Consider the following 20,684-nt stretch of genomic DNA (forward strand, 5'->3'; position numbering starts at 1 on the left):
GCCAGCGAAAACTCAAGCATCTCGGCGTGCACAAGCACCCTAGCTACACCGGATTAGTGGTAATCACAATCATGCCCGGACAATAAAATGGCACGCGCCGCGGACGGCGCGTGCCAATTCCCGGCGAGACCGCGATCAGCCGGCGCTGGGCGTACCGCGGCTGGGCCGCGACGCCGCGGCGGCTTCCCGGCGGGCGACGGTTTCGCTGCGGCGGGCTTCGGCCGCGGCCTTGCGGGCGTCGGCGGCCTGGCTGCGCTGGGCGGCCGAGGTGGTGCGCTTCTCCGCCGAGGCGGACTTGCGGGCTGCGGCCGCCTGGGCGCGTTCTTCCTTGCTGACCACGGGCTTCTTTTCGCTCATCTTGGAAAATCCTTTCTCATTGACTTGTGCCGGCATCGACCCGCAGGGGAGACCCATGGGTCCCCGGCCTGCAGCCCCCGCCGCCGGCGGTTAAAGCGGTTACTGTTCGCCGCCGGTCCTCGTCTGCCGACGCTCCGCCACCGCGGACCGCCGTTCGATCGCCGCCTGTTCGCGACGCTGAACCGATTGGCTGCGCCGGGCATGGGCGGCGGCCTGACGACCTTCGGCCGCCTGTTCACGACGGGCGATCGCCGCCGCGCGGCGGTCAACGGCCGCCGGCTTGGCCGCGGCGGGGGCTTCCGCGGCGGGGACTTCCGCCACGACAGGCGCCACCGCCACGGTTTCCTCGACGACGGGCTCGGCAACCGGGGCTGCCTCGACGGCGGCCGCGGCGACGGGTTCCGCCGCCTTGGCCGTCGACGCCTTGCCCTTGCCCTTCGTGGAACCCGACTTGCTTCCGGACTTCAACAAACCACCAAACAATTTGGACATGTCACCATCCGTCTTCAGGGAGTTGCGCCGGCCTCAACCGGCCTTGCGTTCGGCGATCGTCTTCAGGCGCCGTTCTTCACGCCGCTCCGACAAGGCCTTGGCCCGCTTCTCGGCCTTTTCGGCCGCGCGCTGCTCGGGCGTCAGGCCGTCGTCCTTGGGCGCCTTGCCCAGGGCCTTCAGCTTGGCCGCGCGAGCCTCCGCCCTGGCGATTTCCTCGACGCTCTTGGAACCGACACGAACCTTGGCCATCTTCTCGCCGCGGATCCGCTTCAGCGCCACCGACCGATCCTGGCCACCCAGTTCGCGGTCCAGGGCCAGGGCCTCGGCGAAGGTCTTCTCGATGTCCTCGTCGGTCAGGCCGGTCTTGCAGAAGTAGCGCTCGAACGCCTTCATGTTCAGGTCCAGCACATGCGGGTGGGCATGGCGGCCGTCCGAACCGAACTGGTTCTTGAAGGCGTTCAGCACGATTTCATAGGACGGGAAGTAGAACAGCTTCGGGTCCTGGGGCTTGTTCTCGCGGTAGAGCTGGTCCAGCGCCGAGCGCAGGATCGCCTTCGACACCGCATTGGCGGTGATGCACGAGACATCGCGGAAGGTCGCGGCCAGCGGGATCGGCGACAGGGTGAAGACCACCGGGGTGCCGGGCTTGTGCTTGCGGATCAGGCCATAGATCGCCCGCAGGTTGGTCAGGCTTTCCTCGTGGGTGGCGACGCGGAACTTGTGCCGGGCGGGGTCGAACTTGTCGAACGGCACCGCGCGCCAGAACACTTCGCCGGTCGGCTCGTCGTACCAGACTTCCGACAGGCCGAGCGTGATGATGAACAGGTCGGCGCTGTCGAACAGCTCCTTGGTGCGGATCCGCACCTGCTCGTCATAGCCGAATTCCTCGGCCTTGTAGCCGTGCCACAGGTCGACCGACGGGGTGTGGTTCTCCCACGCCCATTCGAACTGCTGGCGGATCGCGTGGGTGTTCACGATGCCGTCGCCCAGGCGGGACACGTAGGCGACGTTGTCCTTCTTGGTCGCGACGTTGTAGCCGATGCCGTTCAGGTAGTTGCTGATGTTGGAGGCAAAGCAACTGCCGAAGGCGATGATGTTGGTGTCCTGGTCGATGAACGGCTCGGCCGGCATCCAGCCTTTCAGGAAGTACTTGGCGACGGCATCGGGCCGCTCGAGCATGTCGAGGGTCGGACCGTAGTTGGTGTTCTCGCCGCGGTAGAAGCTGTAGCCGAACGACATCTTCTTGCCGTCGACCACTGCCTCGATCGTCCGATTGACCACCTGAGTTCCGCCGGCTTCAGGCTCGTCAGTTGTTTTGGTCACAGTTTCCGCGCTCATCAGTATAGACCTCCAAATCGGCAAATCGTCACGAGTCTTCGCGCCCGGGCTTGCGTCAGTCAATTCAAATCGTAGTCGACTTTGCCGCACCGCAGCAACATTGCCAATGCCTTATATCGATTGCACTTACCACCGGCATGGCACCAGTTGCTCCACAACGGTACGGCGAACGGCCGCCCTGCTGTTCACACAAACGGCTATGCTTGCCGGGGAGCGTCGAGCCGATTGCCCCGCTAGACGATCTCCTTCAGGCGCGCCGCGTCCTCGAGCCTGGTCACCAGGACGCCCGCCGCGCTGACCACGACGGCAAGCCCCTCGACCCCCAGGACCCGCACCGGCAGGCCATCGGTCACGATGATGCTGCCGGCCGTTTCCTTGGCCTTGGCGTCGCCGATCACGACATTGCCGGCCGCGTCCTTGGGCAGTTCGACCTGCGCGCTGCGCCAGTTGCCGACGTCGGACCAGCCACAGGCCACCGGGACCGTCGCGACCCCGCTGGCATGCTCGAACAGGGCATAGTCGATCGATTTCTTCTCGGCCTGGCCGAAGGCCTCAGCATCCAGGTGCCAGGCGCCGCCGATCTCGACGGCGCGGGTCGTGGCCAGGCGGGCGGCGTCCAGAATGGCCTTCATGTGGATTTCCGCCTGGGCCAGGAAACCGGCCGCGGTGAACACGAACATGCCGCTGTTCCAGTCGAACCGGCCCGACGCGATATAGCCCGCGGCAACCGCCGCCTCGGGTTTCTCGTGGAAACTCGCGACCTCGAAGGCGCCGGGATGGGCGGCGATCGGCGCGGCGCGCTCGACATAGCCGAATTCGGTCGCCGGGCGGTCCGGGGTGATGCCGAAGGTGACCAGGCGGCCCTCGCGCGCCAGGATCGCCGCCAGGTCCAGGGCGTGGCGGAAGGCCGCTTCGTCGCCGATCAACTGGTCGGAGGGGAAAATGCCAATCGGCACGTCGGCGCCGTGGCGCCGGGCCACCCAGGCCGCGGCGACGGCGATCGCGGCGGCCGAGTCACGCCGCTCGGGCTCGAGCAGGATGGTCGCCTCGCCCGCGCCGATCTCGGCCAGCTGGCGGCGGATTTCCGCCTCGTGAACCTTGTTGCAGATGATCAGCGCCGGGGCAGCGCCCCTGCCCGACAGGCGCGCGATGGTGATCTGAAACAGGCTCTTGCCTTGCCACAACCGTAAAAACTGCTTCGGGTTGGCGTCGGTCGACAGGGGCCAGAAACGCGTCCCCGAGCCGCCGCACAGCACAACCGGTACCAAACTCGTCATTCCGCCCCCCGCATGCCGACGTCTCCCTAACTAAAGTGCCCGACCGGAGACGTCCACCCTCTTGCGCGGCACCGGACGAATTGCCGTGCCGCAACATGGAATGGATCTCTAGGGCATCCGGTTCCCGCCCGAAGATGATGAAGGTCACATTTGCGGCATTTTAATGTTGCACTGCCATGGCACGCCCCACGCCAAAAGCCAGGCGGGCCGCTGCTGGAGGCGCCCAAGTCGCCCTCGACCCGGGATCAATCTCTCCGGGCAGCAAGGCTCCGCTTTTCATTTATCGAATGTATATTATCGCTTTGTTCCCGTTATATGACTGAAATGCAGCAAAAACGACTGACGATTTATCCGGTTGCATGGACCAAACGTGACGCTTATCACTTTGCTTGGCCTTCGGTGCGATAGGGCGGGACGCGGTTCTTGACAGGGCCGTTTGTTGCACTGCAATGTAGCCAACAGACATTACTGAAGAGGGGCGGACATGGACGCTGGTATCGAGCGTGCCGAACGTCAGCAGCCAGTCAGGTTGCGCCAAAGCACCACCGCGAAGTATCGCGTTGGCGACAGCGACAAGCGGCCCTGGGGGGACTGGGCCGTTCTAGATGTCGGCAATGGTTACATCGTCAAGCGGATTCGGGTCGACCCCGGCCAACGCCTGTCGTTACAGTTCCATCATCATCGTGCGGAAGACTGGACGGTGATCAGCGGCAAGGGCATCGTCGAAATCGCCGGCAAGCCGATCGGCGTCGGCCCCGGCACCCATGTTCACATCCCGACCATGGCGACCCACCGGATTTCCAATACCGGCGACGAGGTTCTCACGTTCATCGAAATCCAGCGCGGCGAGGTGCTGGACGAAACCGACATCGTGCGGCTTTCCGACGACTACGGCCGCTGAGGCGGTTCGCGCCAAGACCGGTTGCGACACCCGAGAAGAACGCCCGCCGATCCGGCGGGCGTTTTTGCGCCAGGCCCCCTTCCAGGGCGGCGACCGCGCCCTTTGCCCCCAAACCGGGGCAATACCCACCCTTTGGCAGTAATGAAATATTATCAAACCCGCTGGATAGTTCAGGCTGTCGGTCACTCGAGGTTATTGCGTCGCTCATGACGGCTCCCCCCGGCGGTCACTAGAGGTTTACGGTTAGATGCGCTCCCCTTCTTCAAGGTTTCGCAGCAGCGGTGCCAGTCTCGGCACCACTTGGTTCCATGATTGCGCCATGAACGGGCCGACGGACACCCTTCAGGGCGAGCTTTGCAGCGACTGCGGCGCCGTTGAACGAGTCAGCCGGGCAGTGCTGCGGGCACGTCTCCAATGCCTCGAAGGCAGCGCCCCCGCCCGCACCTGAGCCGCCGGCTAGCGGCGAGCCGACAGCGACTGCAACAGGGCGCCGGCCAGGCGCAGACCGCGCAGGCCGCGCTGACGCAGGCTTCTGGTCCCCCGCGGGGTACCACCCGACAGCAAGTTCACCACATGCCAGACATCGCACGGCAGGCCGCTCTGCGGGTCGGCGTAGCGGGGATAGCCGATCAGCGCACCGGCCACCAGTTCATCCAGGGTCAGGCGCCGACGCCGGCGCGGCGCTGACTGCCGGTCGGTGGTAAGGCCCCAGCCGGCATAGAACGGCAGCCCATAGGTCGTCACCGCCAGGCCGCGCACCAGCGCCTCGAAACCGACCAGCGAGGTCATGGTGTGGACCTCGTCGACCAGGTCGAACAGGCGCACCACCGAGGTATCGACGACGATCTGATCGGCCAGGGTCAGGGCAACTGCGGCCGGGATGGCCCCTTGGCGGTTGCCGGCTTCGACATCGGGATGCGGCTTGTAGACGATCCAGGCGTCGGGACAAGCGGCCCGCACCGCCTCGAGCAGGCCCCGGTTGCCGCCGACCCCGGGGGCACCCAGCCGCACCGAAGCGTCGTCTTCGACCTGGCCCGGCACCAGGATGCGCCGGCGCCCGGCCGCGCCATCGACGACGACGTCCTGTGCCCGCCCGACATTGTATTTGGTCAGGCCGCGCTCGACGATGGTCCGGCGCAACCGTGCCGCCTCGGCCAGCAGGCCGGCGTCGAAGCCGCCGGCCTCGAGCAGGGTTTCCAACTCGCTGGGCCCGGTCGGGTCGAAATAGATGCCCTCGCGGTCGACCACCAGCGAAGCGGCCGCGACGTGATCCGAACCCAGCCCGACCGAGCGCAGGAAGCCATCCTCGATCCGCCACAGCGGCACCCCCGCGGCCGCGCAGGCCGCCGCCAGGTCCGCCGGGGCCCGCGCCGCCCAGACGGCGATTCGGCCGCCTTCCCGCCGGGCCCGCCGGACCGCCTTGGCGGTGTGATTGACGAAGGCGACCCTGCCCCAGCGGCTGGCGAGGAACCGGCGCGTGCGCTCGTGCTTCCAGGGCCGCAGCCCCACCACCACGGTATGGCCGGCGAATTCCCGGTCCATGTGCTTCACCCGCGCGATGTAGCGGGCGACGTCGAGCGCGCTTCCAGGCCTGCCGGTCAGCGGGTCGATGTAACGGCAGGCACCCACATAGGCCGCGGCCACCACCGCTTCCAGGCTGGGCCGCGCGGTGCGCCGGGCCACGGCCTGGCGGTCGTCGGTCAGGCCCCAGCCGGCATAGAACGGCAGACCGAAGCAGACGACCGGCACCCCCTGGATCAGCGCCTCGAACCCGGCCAGGCTGGTCGCGACATAGACCCGGGCCGCCCGCCTGGCCAGCGACGGCCAGGAGATTTCCCGCGCCTCCAGCGCGATGCCCTGCTGCCGCGCACTGTCCAGCAGGAAGCCCTGCCGGCGCCCGGCCAGCACGTCGGGATGAATCTTGACCCGGATGTCGGCGCCGGGATTTTCCGCGCGGGCCGCCGCCAGCATCGCCTCGAATGTCGCGGCATCGACCCCGCCGCCGGCGATCGAGGCATCGCCCACGGTCTGGTCGACCACGAGGACCAGGGGCCGGTCGCGGCCGGTGGGGTCGGCGTCGTCCAGGTCGGGGGCGTCGTTGTATTTGCCGATCGCGTGGCGGCGCATCAGGTCGAGCAATTGGCCCGCCATCGCCAGGTCCGCCGCCGGGATGGCGTGCCAGTTCTGGAGTGCGGCCTCGATGTCGGACCGGGCCTGGGCCTCGTAGTGAACGCCGCGGCTGTCCAGGACGATCGACAGGGGCGGCGTGCCCGCGACGCCCAGGCCCACCGACCGCAGAAAGCCGTCCTCGGCGGTGACGAAGGGCAGCCCCCATCGCTCGGCCAGGCGGCGGGCACGCTGCGCCGGCGCCTTGCGGCCCCAGCCGACGATGGCTGTCACACGGGGCGGGGGACGGACCAGGCCGCTGAGCCAGACCGGCGTCCCCAGGGAGCCGAGCAGCGACCGCAGGTGCGGCACCCGCCACCACATGCCGAGCGACAGAACCCCCACCCGCCGTGCCGGCGCCCCTGGTTGGGCGGTATCGCCGCCTGCCGCCATGTGGCGAGAACCTCTCTGAACCCGTTGCTGCGAAAGCGTTGAAAACTGGTGCCGGAACGATGGAACCGGCGGCCTCGATCGGTGTTGGTGTCGACGGGGTTCTCGCATGGCTGGCTGCTGATCGACAAGATGTTTCCCGGTCTTGCCCGGCTAAGCTCTTGCCTTGTCGAGCTATTTGTGATGTCCAGAGTGATCATGTGGATCGTGCTGCCGCCTGCCATGGATTGTTGTGCCGCTGACGCTTCGGCGAATGTCGGCCCGTGTGGGTGCCAGTTTTGATGGGTGTTCCGTTACCCGCCACCGTTTCGCCGATCGACGGCGATCGCCCTGCCCGGGCGCGCTGCTTCCTGTTCCTGCAAGGGCCGATCGGCCCGTTCTTTCGCCGCTTGGGCTTGGCTCTGGCCGCCCGGGGCCACAGGATCGTGCGAGTCAACTTCAACGGCGGCGACACCTACGATTGGCCGTGGCCGTCGGCCCGCCTGTTTCGTGGTGCGAACGACGAATTCCCCGCCTGGGTCGGCGCCCTGGCCAAGGCGCACGACGTCACCGATCTGGTCCTGCTGGGCGACTGCCGCCCCCTGCATGTCGCCGCCGTCGAGACCCTGAAGCAGTGGCGGCCGGCCCTGCTCGTCCATGTCTTCGAGGAAGGTTATCTGCGGCCGGACAACATCACGCTGGAACTGGACGGGGTGAATGCCCGGTCCAGCCTGCCGCGCGATCCCGCCGCCATCCTGGAATCGCCCGAGGCGGCGGCGGATTTGATTCTTTCCCACCCGGTGAGGCCGCAAAACATCGTGATGGGCCGGCGCACGCTGGCCTCCTACAGTTGGCTGTTCCTGCTGGGGTGGCTGTTTCAGCGCTACCGGCACCACCGGGAAAACGGGCCGGCGTTCGAACTCTGGACCTGGTTCAAGCGGCTGGCCGGCCGGCCCGCGCGCCTGGCCGAGGTCGCCCGGCGGGAGAAGCAGCTCCTGGCCAGCGGCGCGCCCTACTACCTCGCGCTGATGCAGCTCAATACCGACAAGCAGTTGCTGTTCCATTCGCCCTTCAAGTCGATTCACGAATTCCTGATCCAGACCGTGCAGTCCTTTGCCGTTCATGCCCCCAAGGACACGCTCCTGGTGGTCAAGGGCCACCCGCTCGACAACGGGCAGACGCCGCATGACCGGCAGTTGAACGAATTGGCGGCGCATTGGGGCGTTGCCGAGCGGATCGTCTATCTCGACGGCGGCAACCTCAGCGAGCTTCTGGGCGCCTGCCGCGGCGCGATCACGATCAATTCGACCGCCGGCATCTCGGCCCTGCACCGGTCGCTGCCGCTGGTCGTGCTGGGGCGCGCCATCTACGACCTGCCGGGGCTCACGCACCGGCGCGGCCTGGACAGTTTCTGGACCGATCCCGATCTGCCGCAGCGCGACCTCTACCTGGCCTGGCGCCAGGTCGTCGCCGCGCGCACCCAGGTCAACGGCGGCTTCTACACCAATCAGGGCATGGCCCTGGCCATGCCCAAGGTGATCGAACGGCTGGAGGCGGCCCCCGCCGCCGCGGCGTTGCTCGCGGCGCCGGGCACGGAGGCCTCGTACGAGGCGCCGGCCCAGGCGCTCGCCGGCTCCTGACTAGCGCTTGCGCCACCAGGACCGCAGCCGGGCCAGGCCCGATTTGCGCGGCTTGACGTGATACATCGGCAGGGACGCGATGAGCGGATGACCGAACAGCCCGCCGCTGCCGACCTGCTGTGCCGTCAGCGGCGCGATCGGCCCGGGAAAAGCTTCGATCAGCCGGTCTCCGTCGAACGGCTTGGGCTCCCAGGCCCGATCGATGGTGCCGATGAGGTCATCCCAATCGGTTTCCCTGACCCGGTGCTGGCGATAGGCCTGGACCTGCGCCATGCCCAGCCCGGCATAGAGGTCGGCGATGCGCAGATCGACCTCGTGCTCGTCCGCCGTCGACAGCGACACCAGCCCCGACGGGCCGCCGCGGGGCGAGAAGTAGAGGCAGGGAATGCCATAGCTCTCGGCGAAGACCATGCCGTGCAGGCTGGTCGAGACGATGCGCTTGCACGACAGGATCTGGTCCAGCCGTTCCTTCATCGCCGCGACGCTGACCGGCGTGACCGTGTTGATCAGCTTGACCGACGACTGGAGTGATTCGGGCACCCGATAGCGCAGGTGCCGGGGATCGGGATGGGCCTCGAAGGCCCGGTCGACCAGATCCGAGAGGTGGATGATCACGCCGAGTTCGTAGCGCTTCTCGATCCCGGGATTGTAGAAGCGCGGCAACAGCCAGACCGGATCGCCGTAGACGCCGCGATAGATGAATTCGGCCCGCTCCAGGATCTTGGCCGCGATCGGCCCCCTGGTCGCCATGACCCGGTAGCGAGTATCGGCCGGCATCTCGAACAATTGCCGATCCTTGCCGGCGCCGGGATTGCGGTAGCGCGAGGAGCCCGAGCCCCAGACCGTCACCTCGCCGCGCGAAAACAGGTTGGCGATGGTCCCGACCGCGCTGATGCGCGGCACCGGCGCATCGAAGAAGGCATGCTCGACCGGCTGGCCGGCGACGCAGGCGACCATCACCGGGCTCAAGGCGTCGCCGATATTCAGATGGTCGTCCGCGTGCGGTGCGGCGACCCAGGTGACCTTCAGGGGCTCAGCCATGTCCTGCCATGCAGTTTAGGAAACCGATACCGGGTTGGTAGTGCATGGTTTTCGCTGCCGTATCGACAAAAACCCGGAATCGGCCGCGGCAGATCGCCTCGCCTGAGTGTTGCATCACAGCAATCCTGCTGCATTCCGTCCAGCGTGTACCATGGTCGGGCCGCCCCAGCCCCATTCCTTCTTGCCCCCGGGCAACGAGGCGCGCGATTATCGCGCCCAAGGGGGGCAGGACGGGGGTCGCGTGTTTCACATACAATCTACCGTCATACGACGCCGCAGAAGCGCTGCATCACTGAAGGGGGACAGCCATCTTGGCGGCACGCTTGAATCCTTCTGACCCGGACCGGCCGACCGCGGCCTGGCCCGAGCCGCTTCAGCCCAGACAGGTTGGCGAGCGGCTGTCGGAAGCGACACAAGGTGCAGCCCCGGTGCCGGCGGGGAGGATCTCCCGGTTGGCCGGGGTGCGCATTGCGATCGACGGCTACAATCTGGCCCTGCCGCGGGGTACCGGGGTGGCGACCTATGCCCGCACCCTGTCCCACTGCCTGCATGATCTGGGCTGCAAGGTCGACATCCTCTATGGCCGGCGCGTCCACCTGGGCGACGCCCCGATCCTGCACGAGATCGCCTTTCTCGACCCCGATGGGGTCAAGCCGCCGCGGTGGCGGCGCCGTCTGCGCCAGTTCGCCGAGGCCTTCACCTCGCCGTTCGGCCGCAAGGCGCAGGTCATCACCATCGAGGGCCAGGTGATCGCCCGCGACGTCGCCGCCACCCTGCCGTATTTCGACCGGATCACGGCGGTGCCCGACCTGATCCACACCGCCATGCGCCATTTCAAGCGCTGGGGCACTTTCCTAGAGGTTCGGGTGCCCGACCCGCCGGCGATCATGCACTGGACCTATCCGCTGCCGATCAGGGTGGCCGGGGCCCGAAACATCTACACGCTGCACGACCTGGTGCCGCTGCGGCTGCCCTTCGCGACCCTCGACGACAAGAAATACTATTACAAGCTGATCCGGAAATGCGTCGAGACGGCAGGCCACATCTGCACGATTTCGCAGCGCTCCAAGGCCGACATCAAGGCCCTGTTCGCGATCGACGACAGCCGGATTTCCAATACCTACCAGTCGGTCGCCCTGCCCGCCGCCACAGCAGGCCAGACCGAGGCCGAATCGCGGCAGTATGTCGAGCGGGTCTACGGCTTTGGCTGGAAGGGCTATTTCCTGTTTTTCGGGGCGATCGAGCCCAAGAAGAATGTCGCCCGGCTGATCGAGGCCGTGCTGAAGGCCCGCCCCGGCCGTCCCCTGGTGATCATCGGCGATGCGGCCTGGAAGGCGGCGGAGGAGGTCACCTTCATTGCCGACTACGAGCGCGAGGTCCAGGCGACCGGCGCGCCGCGGCGGATTCACAAGTTCAGCTACGTTCCCGCCCCCCACCTGGCGGCGCTGGTCAAAGGGGCACGGGCCGTCCTGTTTCCGTCGCTCTACGAGGGTTTCGGCCTGCCGGTCCTGGAGGCCATGCTGATGGGCACCCCGGTGCTGACCTCGACCGAGGGCGCCATGCCCGAAATCGCCGGCGATGCGACCCTGCTGGTCGACCCCTATGACGTCGATGCGATCGCCGCGGCGGTCACCCGGCTCGATGCCGACGACGTCCTGGTCGCCGACTTGGCGCAGCGCGGACCGGGCCAGGCGGCCAAATTCGGCATCCCGTCCTATCTCGCCCGATTGGAAGAAATGTACGCCAAGGTCCTGGACCTCGATCCCGTTTGAAATGTGATAAAGCAGAGCAATGGCAAAGATCCTTCTTGATATTTCCCGACTGGTCGGCCGCGATCCGGAGCGCCCGCCCTCCGGTATCGATCGGATGGAGTATGCCTATCTTTGCCATTTTCTGAATCAGCCCCGGCAGCGGGTCGGCTTCTTCACCATTCGCGGCAACGGCTTCCGCCGCATCACCTGGGAAGATGCCTATGAGCGGCGTGACGACATCGCCGCCAACTGGATCGACCGCGTCAATCCCGACCTGCATCGCCGCCTGCGCCGCTTCTCCCCCTTGATGGACCGCTTCGTCAAGGCAGGCGAGCGCCTGATAGGCGAGCGGGCCGAGCCGGTTCCCGAGGTCAAGGGCCGCGCCATGTTCAAGCGCGGCGCGCCCTCCTCCATCCTGCTGTCGGTCTCGCACGGCGGCATCGACAAGAAGGGCCTGTGGGAGAATCTCAAGCAGCGTTTCGATGCCCGCCTGGCGGTCTATCTCCACGACCTGATCCCCTATCATCACCCCGAATTCGCCCGGGCGGGCGAGGACCGCCGCCACGTCGCCAGGCTCGAGACCATGATCAACACCTCGGATCTGGTGCTCACGAATTCCCACGTCACGGCCCACGACTTCAAGGCCTTCTGCGCGCAGACCGAACAGTCGCCGCCGCCGATCAAGGTCCTGCCGCTGGGCGTCGCCCCGGTCTACCGCAACCTCAAGCCCACGCCGCACCAGGAAGCCGTGCCCTGGTTCATCATGATCGGCACGATCGAGCCGCGGAAGAACCACAATCTGCTGCTGGCGATCTGGCGCCGCCTGCACGGCATCCTGGGCGACAAGACGCCGAAGCTGATCCTGATCGGCCGCCGCGGCTGGGAAATCGAGAACACCGAGCGGATTCTCGATCGCTGCGTCGCCCTGCGCGATTGCGTCGTCGAACTGCCCAGCCTGTCGGACGCCCAGTTGATCGAGTTGCTGCGCCGGGCCAATGCCCTGCTGTTCCCCTCGTTCGTCGAAGGCTACGGCCTGCCGATCGCCGAAGCCCTGACCGTCGGCATTCCGGTGATCTGCTCCGACATACCGGCCTTCCACGAGGTCGGCGGTGATGTCCCCGATTTCATCGATCCCCTGGACGGCCCCAAATGGCTGGACACGATCCTCGACTATGCCTCGGGGCAATCGGCCGCGCGGGCGGCGCAGATCGAGCGGATCAAGAATTATCAGCCGCCGTCGTGGGAGCGCCACTTCAGCATGCTGGAGGCATCGCTGGCCCGCCACTGCGGCCTTGATTCACCGGCAGGACAGCTTGCCCAGGCCTCGACCGCGGTGCTCGATGCCGCGCCGGATCCATTTGCGGTAACCCCTGGCGATTGAAACTCAATTGATAGTCGATTGATTCATGAAGCTTTTCCGGCCGCACACGCGGCAAGTGTGAAATTCTCGTGACCGGTCGGCTGCGTCAAGATTGTCACCTGAACGGCGGCGCATTTATGCTGCAACTGCGTAAAATACTGTAGGATTGTCCGCGTTATTGGCCGGCAAGATCGGTCCGCGCGGGGTCGGTGTTTCAGGTCTTTAGTACACGAGCAGATAGCTGGAGCGGATCATGCAGGAGCTTAAGGGTTCATCGGTGAAGGTCGCGATCATCTGCCCGTCGCTGGGCAAGAGCTGCGGTATCGCCCGGTATTCCCACTATGTCGCCACCTCGCTGAAGAAATTGGGGATCGGCACCGCGCTGCTGCGCTCGTCGTCCGACCTGTTCACCGTCCGGGAAGACGCCGCCCCGTTCGACTTCATCCTGGTCCAGCACGAATACGGCCTGTTCGACAACCTGTCGCCGCTGGGTACGGGCGAGGCCACCTCGACCCTGGTCGGCAACATCGAGCGTTACCAGGTAGCCTATCCGGGCACCCGGTCGGCGATCATCATGCACACGATCGTGCTGACCGATCACGTCCTCAACATCATGAACCAATGCCTGTTCGGCTCGGCCATCCCGGTGTTCAACCTGAACGGCCGGGGCTGCTACGAACTCGCCATTCCGCACCTGGAACACGGGGTCTTCGTCCATGAACCCGAAGGCGAGCCCAAGGCCAGGCCCCCGCGCAGCACCCCGTCCCAGCGCCGCGACCGTCCCACGGTGGGCAGCTTCGGCCTGCTGTCGCCCAACAAGAAGCCCACCCTGATCATCGATATCTGTGAGCGCGCGCAGGCGAACTTCATCGGCAATTTCGCCACCACCAGCCGCACCGCCGCGCGCGAACTCAACGACTATGCCGAGCGTCTGAAGGTGCCGGCAACGGTGTTCACCGACTTCTGCGAGGAAAGCGACCTCCTCGACCGGTTGGCGCCGATGGATTTCGGCATCGTCACCCAGGACCCCATCACGCACTGGGCGACCAGCGGCTCGATCCGCTTCCTGTTCAATTTCGGCGTGCCCGTGCTGGTTCCATACGGCCCGCAGTTCGAAGATTGCGGCGAAGGTGTGATCTTTGCCCACCAGGACGAGATGCACTTCCGCATCGACGAGCTGTTCGCCAGCACCGAAGCCTATGAACGTGCGTCGGAGCGTGCGCGCAGCTTTGCCGAAAAATATGAGATGTCGAAGGTCTATGCGCAATTCCTGGCGCTGCTGGCCGACACCCCGCCGTCGCACCTGACCGCCTATCGGATGCGCAATTTCCGCGATCAGCGCCGTTCGCTGACCCTGATCGACATGATGCTGCTGGGCAAGGTGGACGAGGGCATCGACAGCGCCGATGCCGAGCAGGAGATCATCGCCGCCTGTGCCTCGAGCGATGCCGAAGCGGCGGACGAGGCCCTGCAGGCCGTGATCGACAAGCAGTTCGCCGAAACCCCCTTGAAATTCAGCGTCGCCTGCGAGGGCCTGATCACGCCCTATCTCGAGGCGACCGACCGGCTGACCCTGCTCACCTCCTGCGCAACCCTGCCGTCCAACCTGTTCCAGGTCGAACGCTTCCTCAGCCACGACGACACCCTGCCCCCCGTCGTGCGCCGCGAGGCATTGCGTGATATCCAGGGTATCCAGCGCGAATACCACGAAGTCGTTTCCAACCGCATCTTCTCGGCCTCGGTGACGGGCAAGCTGGTCAAGCAATTGTTCCCGGAAACCTACGGTTCGGTCGGGCGCGACGCGGTGCAGCAGCTCCGCCGTGTCATGCAGGATTACATCGACCGGATCGGCTTCCGCGGCAGCGCCAACAGCGCCCCGATCCGCATCCCCGTGCTGCTGATCATGCCGGCGGCCAAGATCCTGTCCTATCTCGCCCGCGTCGGCGGCCTCGCAGCCAAGGATCTTCTCGACCTGGTCGGCACCTGCGGCCTGCCCACCGACATCTTCGACGACCGCCTGGTGTGGGTCGAATCGGCGGCCAAGTTCATCCAGGCGCAGACCACGGCGCAGCTGTCCGTCTCGACCGGCAGCCCGCTGGAGTTCCACACGCGCTATCGTGCCTACAAGGCCGAATTCGCCATGATGTCGAACGAACAGTTCGTCTATTCGGCGCTGGCCCTGTTCTTCAAGAGCCAGCCGTCGCGCGGCCGCCTGCAGGAAATCTGCAATGCGATCGACGGCAAGACCCGCACCGAGGCACTGATCCATATCTCGCAGCAACCGGAAGCCACCCTGTTCCAAAGCGCGGTGGTCGACATCGATACCCCGGCGTCGCACGAGGATCTGCCCAAGCCGATCTTGATGAAGAAGATCATCGACGAGTTCTTCCTGAGCGAGAGCGGCACCTTCGACAATGCCGTGGGCGACCAGAACTTCTTCCAGATCGCCCGCTTCTGGCTGTTCGACTGCCTGCGCAGCGCACTGGCCAACGATCTGTTCAAGGAAAAGACGGGCTTCGCCGTCAAGCCCGCCGCCAAGCTGTTCCCGCCCAAGCCGGAACCGACCTGGCTGCCCGAAGAACAGGCCCCGGCGTTCATTCAGGCACTGTCCGGCCCGCTGGCTGCCACGGCCCGAAAGGTGCTGTTCGGCGCGCGGGTCGACGAGGCGGCTCTCGATGAACTCGCGCCGGGCCTTGCCGCGGCCCGCAATCTGGTCGACCTCAGCCTGCTGGTCGGCGACAGCCTGACGCTGACCATCAACGTCCAGCCCGAACCATGGGCCAAGCTCGCGGCCCAGATCCCGGCCAGGGCACGGACCACCAACCTGTCCTTCAAGGACAAGGATGCCAACGCCAAGTCGATGCCGATCTTCGATCCCTCCTGGGTCGGCGAGGCGGTCAGTGCCGGCCTGCCGGATCGGGTCTGGGCCAATGTGTGGAATTCGATTTCCCGTTTCACCGCCGCCAAGATCGTCGCGCCATCGGAATTCCGCCGGGTCTCGCCCTGGGTGATTGCCATCGATCAGGTTACGGAAGAGGACGAATTCGACTTCGTCATCGTTCACAAAGGCCAGATCGACACCATGCAGGCTTGGCTGAAGCAGGAAATCGCCAAGAAATGGCAGCCCTACTTCGCCAACGAAGTGTTCATCGTCTTCAGCAAGCCGGAGGTCTCGCCGCTGTTCTTCGACGAGATCCATGTCCGGGTGGCCAAGGACCTGCTGCCGCCCAAGCGCAAGGGCCTGGGCAAGCTGCTGGCACGCTGACCGCGCCTCCCCCGGGGCTCCAGGAGCCCCGGGGGACGATCGGGAAAAGTGATCTTTGGGCGCAGGAATTGAACCCCGGGACCGTTTCAGTGTTGGTGTCGATGAGACGACCTGACCGACACACAAGGGACCCCCGATGTCCAGGGATGCATTCATCGCGGCCAACCGCTTTGGCCTAGGCCCCAGGCCTGGGGAATACCAGGCGCTGTCGGGGGATCCCCGGGGTGCCCTGCTGGCCCAGCTCTCGGCCCGCCCACCCGTCAGCGATCTGCCGGACACCGCCGGCGCCCTGGTCATCGCCAATTCACGCAAGGCCATGATGGCCGAAGGCAACGGCGAGAAAGCCTTGACCGACGGCCGCCCCGACAACCCGGTGCGCGAACTCTACCTGCGCGAGATCGGCGCCCGTTTCCGGCGCTGCGTCGACAGCGAGGCGCCGCTGCGCGAACGGCTGGTGCTGTTCTGGTCCAATCACTTCACCGTCTCGGTGGTGCGCAGCGGCGTGGTGCCGCTGGCCGGCGTGTTCGAGCGCGAAGCCATCGCGCCCCATGTCACAGGACGGTTCGAAGACCTGCTGCGCGCTGCCGCCCTCCACCCCGCCATGCTGACCTATCTCGATCAGGCGCGCTCGGTCGGGCCCGATTCCAAGGTCGGCCAGCGGCGCGATGCCGGCCTGAACGAGAACCTGGGCCGCGAGATTCTGGAATTGCACACCTTGGGCGTCGACGGCGGCTATACCCAGGAGGACGTGATCGCCCTGGCCAAGATCCTGACCGGCTGGTCGGTGGTGAAGGGCGGCGGCGACGCGCCCAAGCAGTTCGGCTTCGACATCAATCGCCACCAGCCCGGCGACAAGGTTCTGGTCGGCACCAAAATCAAGGAAGACGGCGAGAACGAAACCTATGCCGCCTTCGCCATGCTGGCCCGCCACCCCGCGACCGCCAGGCATCTGGCGACCAAGCTCGTGCGCCACTTTGTGGCCGACGATCCCCCGCCCGAGGCGGTCGCCAGGATCGCCAAGGTCTATGCCGACAGTGACGGCGACCTGACCGCCGTGACCAAGGCCTTGCTCGCGCTCGACACCATATGGGCGGCACCGCTGGTCAAGATGAAGACGCCCTGGGAGCTGGCAGTGTCGGTCGGCCGGGCCGCCGGCAGCGCCGAAATCATGAAGGACGAGGCCATGCTGTTCCGCCGCCTGCGCGGCCTGGGCCAGGCGCCCTTCACCGCGCCCTCGCCCGCCGGCTGGCCTGATCGGACAACGGACTGGCTGGGGCCCGATGCCTTGATGCGCCGCATCGACCTGCTCTCGGACGTCTCGGCCAAGATCAGCGGCTCGCTCGATCTCGAGCAGTTGCTCACCAACACGATCGCCCCCGTGATGGCACCGCAGAAGTTGCAGTTCATCAGGCAAGCCGGTGACCGCGCGTCGGCGGTGACCATGGTCTTTGCCAGCGCCGAATTCCAGCGGAGGTAACCCGGATGATTTCGAACCTGAATCGCCGTGCCCTGCTTCAGGCGATGCTGGCCGGCAGCCTGCTGGCGACGGTCCCCCGCGTCGCCTTTGCCAATACCGCCGGCGAGCGCCGTTTCGTCTTCGTCATCCTGCGCGGCGGCATGGACGGCCTCTCGGCTGTGCCGGCCTTCGGCGACCCTGATTTCGCCACCCTGCGCGGGCCGCTGGCCATCGCCGCCCCGGGCAAGGCCGACGGCGCCCTGGCGCTGGACGATCGCTTCGGCCTGCATCCCAGCCTCGCGCCCATCCACGAGATGTGGGCGGCGGGACAGATGCAGGTGGTCCACGCCGCCAGCACGCCCTATCGCGAACGCTCTCACTTCGATGCCCAGAACGTCCTGGAAACTGGCGGCGCCAAGCCCTCGGGCTCCGGGGTCGGCTGGCTGAACCGGGCCCTGGGCCTGATGGGCAGCAGCGGCCTGGGCCTGGCGGTCAGCCCGTCCGCCCCCCTGATGATGTCCGGCCCGACCCAGGTCGCGACCTGGGTCCAGGGCAACGACCAGCCGCCCTCGGCCTATCTGCTCGATGCCATCGACCGCCTTTATGGCGACGACGAGGCCTTCCACGCCGCCCTGGCCTCGGCCCGCGATACCGAGGATCTGCTGGCCGACGCCCAGACCTCGTCGATGATGCGGGAACGCGGCCTGAGCCGGCTGGCCCCGGCCTTCAAGGGCCTGGCCAGCCTGATGCGCGACCAGCGTGGCCCGCGGGTGGCGACGATCGAGGTTACCGGCTGGGACACCCATTCGGCACAAGGCAACGCCAAGGGTCGCCTGGCGACCCTGCTCGGCCAGTTCGGCGACGGCCTGGCGACCTTGAAGAAGGATCTGGGCCCGGTGTGGGCCAAGACCATCGTGGTGGCCGCCACCGAATTCGGCCGCACCGCAGCACCCAACGGCACCGGCGGGACCGATCACGGCACCGCGGGCGCCGCCTTCGTCCTGGGCGGCGCGCTGAACGGCGCGCGGGTGCTGGCGGACTGGCCGGGCCTGTCGCGCGACAAGCTCTACGAGGGCCGCGACCTGGCGCCGACCAGCGACCTGCGCGGGGTCTTCGCCGCGGTGCTGCGCGACCATTTGGGGCTGCCCGAACAGGATATCCGCGCCCGCGTCTTCGTCGATGCGGGCTCGCTGCAGTTCCAGCCGGATGTGGTGAAGGTCTGAGGCGAAGGGCGGCACGTCCGGCGTGCCGCCCAGCCCCTCAGGCGAAGATGAAGTTCGTGGCCGTCAGGTCGGTAGCGAGCGTGTCGAGCAGGGTGACCGAGTCGGTACCCATGAAGGTTACCACGGTGTCCGCGCCCACTTGAGCGATCGAGCCGGTCACCGCCAGATCGGCCAGCGAGGTAAAGCCGTAGCCCGAGACGTCGAGCTTGTCCTGGCCGTCGTGGAAGTCATAGAGCGTGTCCACGCCCGAATGGACCGCGAAGACGAAAACATCGAAGCCCAACTCGCCGTAAAGCCCATCGGCGCCCTTGCCGCCGGTGATGATGTCGTGGCCCGAGCCGCCGAAGATGTCATCGTTGCCGATCCCGCCGTCGATCGTATCGGCGCCGCAGCCGCCGGTCAGGAAATTGCTGCCGCGGTTGCCGATGATGGTATTGGCCAGCGAATTGCCGTTGCCGCTGAGATCGCCCGACCCGTCGAGGATCAGCACCTCGACCCGGCTGGTCAGGGTATAGCCGTCGACCATCGAGATGACGGTGTCGACGCCGTCGCCCAAGGCCTCGCTGACCACGTCGCCGGCATTGTCGACGGAATAGGTATCGTTACCCAGGCCGCCCTTCATGGTGTCGGCGCCGATGCCGCCGTTCAGCGTGTCGTCGCCGTCGCCACCCGTCAGCGTGTCGTTCCCCAGGCCGCCGAGTGCTGTATCGTTGCCCACGCCGCCGGCCAGGGTATCGTCGCCGGAGCGCCCCTCGAGCGTGTCGTTGCCGGTACCGCCCGTCAGGCTGTTGGCGGCGCCGTTGGCCCCCCGCAGGACATCGTTGAAGGCGGAACCGATAAGGTTCTCGACCCCCAGCAGGATGTCGTTGCCCTGGCCCGTGGCCTGGGCAAGGCCGTTGATCGCCAGATCGATCAGCAGGGTCCCGGCGGCGGTGGCATAGGAGGCGGTGTCGATCCCCGCACCGCCATCGATGCGGTCATCGCCCAGACCGCCGGCCAGGGTATCATTGCCGTCCTGCCCCAATAGCCGGTCATTGCCGCCAAGCCCGGTCAGGGTATCGTTGCCGAGGCCGCCGAACAGGATGTCGATGGCGTCACTGCCCGTCAGCGTGTCGTTGCCGCCCAGGCCCTTGACGGTTTCGGCGCCGCCGGCCGAGGTGCGGATGTTGCTGTTGTCGTTCAGGGTGAAGACCTGGGCGGCGCGCAAGGTTACCACCGACAGGTCGAGCAATTCGATCGGGTTGGCGCCGCCCACGGTGCCGATCAGGGTCAATTCGCCGGTATTGGAGTCCACCTGATACAGGGTCGAGCCGGCAACGCCGTAGCTGTCCTCGCCACCGCCGTCGCGGGTGACGATATCATAGCCGGTGATGTCCACATCGGCCGGGCCCAGATTGAACAGGATGCCGCTGTTGGGCGGGTCCTGCAGCACGAAGGCGTTATTGGCGGAGTCGAAATTGTAGAGGTCGGTGGTGGTCGCGCCAGCCACGGAATTTGTATAGGCCGCGGCCGTCACCCCCGGCGCATCGCCAAAATTGGCCTCGTTCTCGTCATAGGCCAGCGAGCCGTCGACCGAGACCACGCCGCTGTCGACATTGACCCGGTAGTTGCGGCCGTCTTCGCCGATCAGGCGCAGGCGGTCGGGAACCGGGTTGAAATCGGTGCCGCCCGGCTGGTTGCCGAAGGCGACCGACAGGGTCGAGGTGAGCGTGGCCTGGCCCGTGTTGATGTCGATTTCATAGACGCGGTTGGTGCTGGAAATGCCGTAGAGCAGGCCATCCACCGGCCGGAAATCGATGCCGAGCAGCCGCCCCGTCACCCCCGTGATGGCGGTGACCGTCGCCGCCGACGGGCTGCTCTCGTCAAAGCGGACCAATTGATTGTTGTCGGTCAAGCCGATCGTCGTCATGTCTCACTCCCCCCGGATGATGACACGCAACCTTACGCCCGTTTACCGACGCCGGACTTTTCCGAATTTGGAATGGATCTCATCATACGACAACTTCGGCACAACTTACAGGCGGATGGGGCCGGGCATCGCGGCTGGT

14 protein-coding genes are annotated in these 20,684 nt (G+C 66.4%); 7 read left to right on the top strand and 7 right to left on the bottom strand.

What is annotated here, in order from left to right; translation table 11 throughout:
* Positions 1 to 135: 135 nt before the first annotated feature.
* From D3874_RS01270 to D3874_RS01285, 4 genes are all read right to left on the bottom strand, one after another.
* A complete protein-coding gene (locus D3874_RS01270) occupies positions 136 to 357 on the bottom strand; it encodes a hypothetical protein (RefSeq protein ID WP_119775617.1) in 222 nt (73 codons plus the stop codon).
* 99 nt (positions 358 to 456) lie between these two features.
* Complete coding sequence (locus tag D3874_RS01275) at positions 457 to 849, bottom strand: hypothetical protein (protein WP_147385478.1); 393 nt, start codon at positions 847 to 849, stop codon at positions 457 to 459.
* A 33-nt stretch (positions 850 to 882) separates the two neighbouring features.
* A complete protein-coding gene (locus D3874_RS01280; protein ID WP_199698874.1) occupies positions 883 to 2,187 on the bottom strand; it encodes a GSCFA domain-containing protein in 1,305 nt (434 codons plus the stop codon).
* 233 nt (positions 2,188 to 2,420) lie between these two features.
* Positions 2,421 to 3,464, bottom strand: a complete 1,044-nt coding sequence (locus D3874_RS01285) for a mannose-1-phosphate guanylyltransferase (protein WP_119775621.1) — start codon at positions 3,462 to 3,464, stop codon at positions 2,421 to 2,423.
* Positions 3,465 to 3,948: 484 nt separating this feature from the next.
* On the opposite strand from D3874_RS01285, the gene D3874_RS01290 reads away from it, so the two are divergent.
* The gene (locus D3874_RS01290) at positions 3,949 to 4,365 is read left to right on the top strand and encodes a phosphomannose isomerase type II C-terminal cupin domain (protein WP_119775623.1); all 417 of its coding nucleotides are present in this window, start codon (positions 3,949 to 3,951) and stop codon (positions 4,363 to 4,365) included.
* Positions 4,366 to 4,821: 456 nt separating this feature from the next.
* Here D3874_RS01290 and D3874_RS01295 read toward each other — a convergent pair whose 3' ends face one another.
* The gene (locus tag D3874_RS01295; RefSeq protein ID WP_158595763.1) at positions 4,822 to 6,924 is read right to left on the bottom strand and encodes a capsular polysaccharide biosynthesis protein; all 2,103 of its coding nucleotides are present in this window, start codon (positions 6,922 to 6,924) and stop codon (positions 4,822 to 4,824) included.
* Between the two features lie 278 nt (positions 6,925 to 7,202).
* On the opposite strand from D3874_RS01295, the gene D3874_RS01300 reads away from it, so the two are divergent.
* Positions 7,203 to 8,540 (top strand): capsule biosynthesis protein, encoded by a 1,338-nt coding sequence (locus D3874_RS01300; RefSeq protein ID WP_119775627.1) that lies wholly within the window; start codon positions 7,203 to 7,205, stop codon positions 8,538 to 8,540.
* Here D3874_RS01300 and D3874_RS01305 read toward each other — a convergent pair whose 3' ends face one another.
* Positions 8,541 to 9,581 (bottom strand): polysaccharide pyruvyl transferase family protein, encoded by a 1,041-nt coding sequence (locus tag D3874_RS01305; RefSeq protein ID WP_119775629.1) that lies wholly within the window; start codon positions 9,579 to 9,581, stop codon positions 8,541 to 8,543.
* 461 nt (positions 9,582 to 10,042) lie between these two features.
* Between D3874_RS01305 and D3874_RS01310 the strand changes: the two genes are divergently transcribed.
* The 5 genes from D3874_RS01310 (at position 10,043) to D3874_RS01330 (ending at position 18,636) form a co-directional block, all read left to right on the top strand.
* Positions 10,043 to 11,353 (top strand): glycosyltransferase family 4 protein, encoded by a 1,311-nt coding sequence (locus tag D3874_RS01310; RefSeq protein ID WP_233559819.1) that lies wholly within the window; start codon positions 10,043 to 10,045, stop codon positions 11,351 to 11,353.
* Positions 11,354 to 11,372: 19 nt separating this feature from the next.
* On the top strand, positions 11,373 to 12,713 hold the full coding sequence (locus D3874_RS01315) for a glycosyltransferase family 4 protein (RefSeq protein ID WP_119775631.1): 1,341 nt from the start codon (positions 11,373 to 11,375) through the stop codon (positions 12,711 to 12,713).
* Between the two features lie 232 nt (positions 12,714 to 12,945).
* Complete coding sequence (locus tag D3874_RS01320) at positions 12,946 to 15,957, top strand: glycosyltransferase family protein (RefSeq protein ID WP_147385479.1); 3,012 nt, start codon at positions 12,946 to 12,948, stop codon at positions 15,955 to 15,957.
* A 136-nt stretch (positions 15,958 to 16,093) separates the two neighbouring features.
* Positions 16,094 to 17,434 (top strand): DUF1800 domain-containing protein, encoded by a 1,341-nt coding sequence (locus D3874_RS01325; protein WP_119775635.1) that lies wholly within the window; start codon positions 16,094 to 16,096, stop codon positions 17,432 to 17,434.
* Between the two features lie 5 nt (positions 17,435 to 17,439).
* Positions 17,440 to 18,636 carry a DUF1501 domain-containing protein gene (locus D3874_RS01330; RefSeq protein ID WP_119775637.1) on the top strand — a complete coding sequence of 399 codons (1,197 nt, stop codon included), beginning with the start codon at positions 17,440 to 17,442 and terminating at the stop codon, positions 18,634 to 18,636.
* Between the two features lie 37 nt (positions 18,637 to 18,673).
* Here D3874_RS01330 and D3874_RS01335 read toward each other — a convergent pair whose 3' ends face one another.
* Entirely contained in the window at positions 18,674 to 20,545 is a 1,872-nt protein-coding gene (locus tag D3874_RS01335; RefSeq protein ID WP_119775639.1) for a DUF4394 domain-containing protein, read from the bottom strand.
* Positions 20,546 to 20,684 lie beyond the last annotated feature (139 nt).

Source organism: Oleomonas cavernae (genome assembly GCF_003590945.1).
Lineage (GTDB): Bacteria > Pseudomonadota > Alphaproteobacteria > Zavarziniales > Zavarziniaceae > Zavarzinia > Zavarzinia cavernae.

Bases quoted from the DNA above. Each gene is read 5' to 3' on its own strand.
- D3874_RS01270 (WP_119775617.1), bottom strand. From the start codon at position 357: ATGAGCGAAAAGAAGCCCGTGGTCAGCAAGGAAGAACGCGCCCAGGCG.
- D3874_RS01275 (WP_147385478.1), bottom strand. From the start codon at position 849: ATGTCCAAATTGTTTGGTGGTTTGTTGAAGTCCGGAAGCAAGTCGGGT.
- D3874_RS01280 (WP_199698874.1), bottom strand. From the start codon at position 2,187: ATGAGCGCGGAAACTGTGACCAAAACAACTGACGAGCCTGAAGCCGGC.
- D3874_RS01285 (WP_119775621.1), bottom strand. From the start codon at position 3,464: ATGACGAGTTTGGTACCGGTTGTGCTGTGCGGCGGCTCGGGGACGCGT.
- D3874_RS01290 (WP_119775623.1), top strand. From the start codon at position 3,949: ATGGACGCTGGTATCGAGCGTGCCGAACGTCAGCAGCCAGTCAGGTTG.
- D3874_RS01295 (WP_158595763.1), bottom strand. From the start codon at position 6,924: ATGGCGGCAGGCGGCGATACCGCCCAACCAGGGGCGCCGGCACGGCGG.
- D3874_RS01300 (WP_119775627.1), top strand. From the start codon at position 7,203: ATGGGTGTTCCGTTACCCGCCACCGTTTCGCCGATCGACGGCGATCGC.
- D3874_RS01305 (WP_119775629.1), bottom strand. From the start codon at position 9,581: ATGGCTGAGCCCCTGAAGGTCACCTGGGTCGCCGCACCGCACGCGGAC.
- D3874_RS01315 (WP_119775631.1), top strand. From the start codon at position 11,373: ATGGCAAAGATCCTTCTTGATATTTCCCGACTGGTCGGCCGCGATCCG.
- D3874_RS01320 (WP_147385479.1), top strand. From the start codon at position 12,946: ATGCAGGAGCTTAAGGGTTCATCGGTGAAGGTCGCGATCATCTGCCCG.
- D3874_RS01325 (WP_119775635.1), top strand. From the start codon at position 16,094: ATGTCCAGGGATGCATTCATCGCGGCCAACCGCTTTGGCCTAGGCCCC.
- D3874_RS01330 (WP_119775637.1), top strand. From the start codon at position 17,440: ATGATTTCGAACCTGAATCGCCGTGCCCTGCTTCAGGCGATGCTGGCC.
- D3874_RS01335 (WP_119775639.1), bottom strand. From the start codon at position 20,545: ATGACGACGATCGGCTTGACCGACAACAATCAATTGGTCCGCTTTGAC.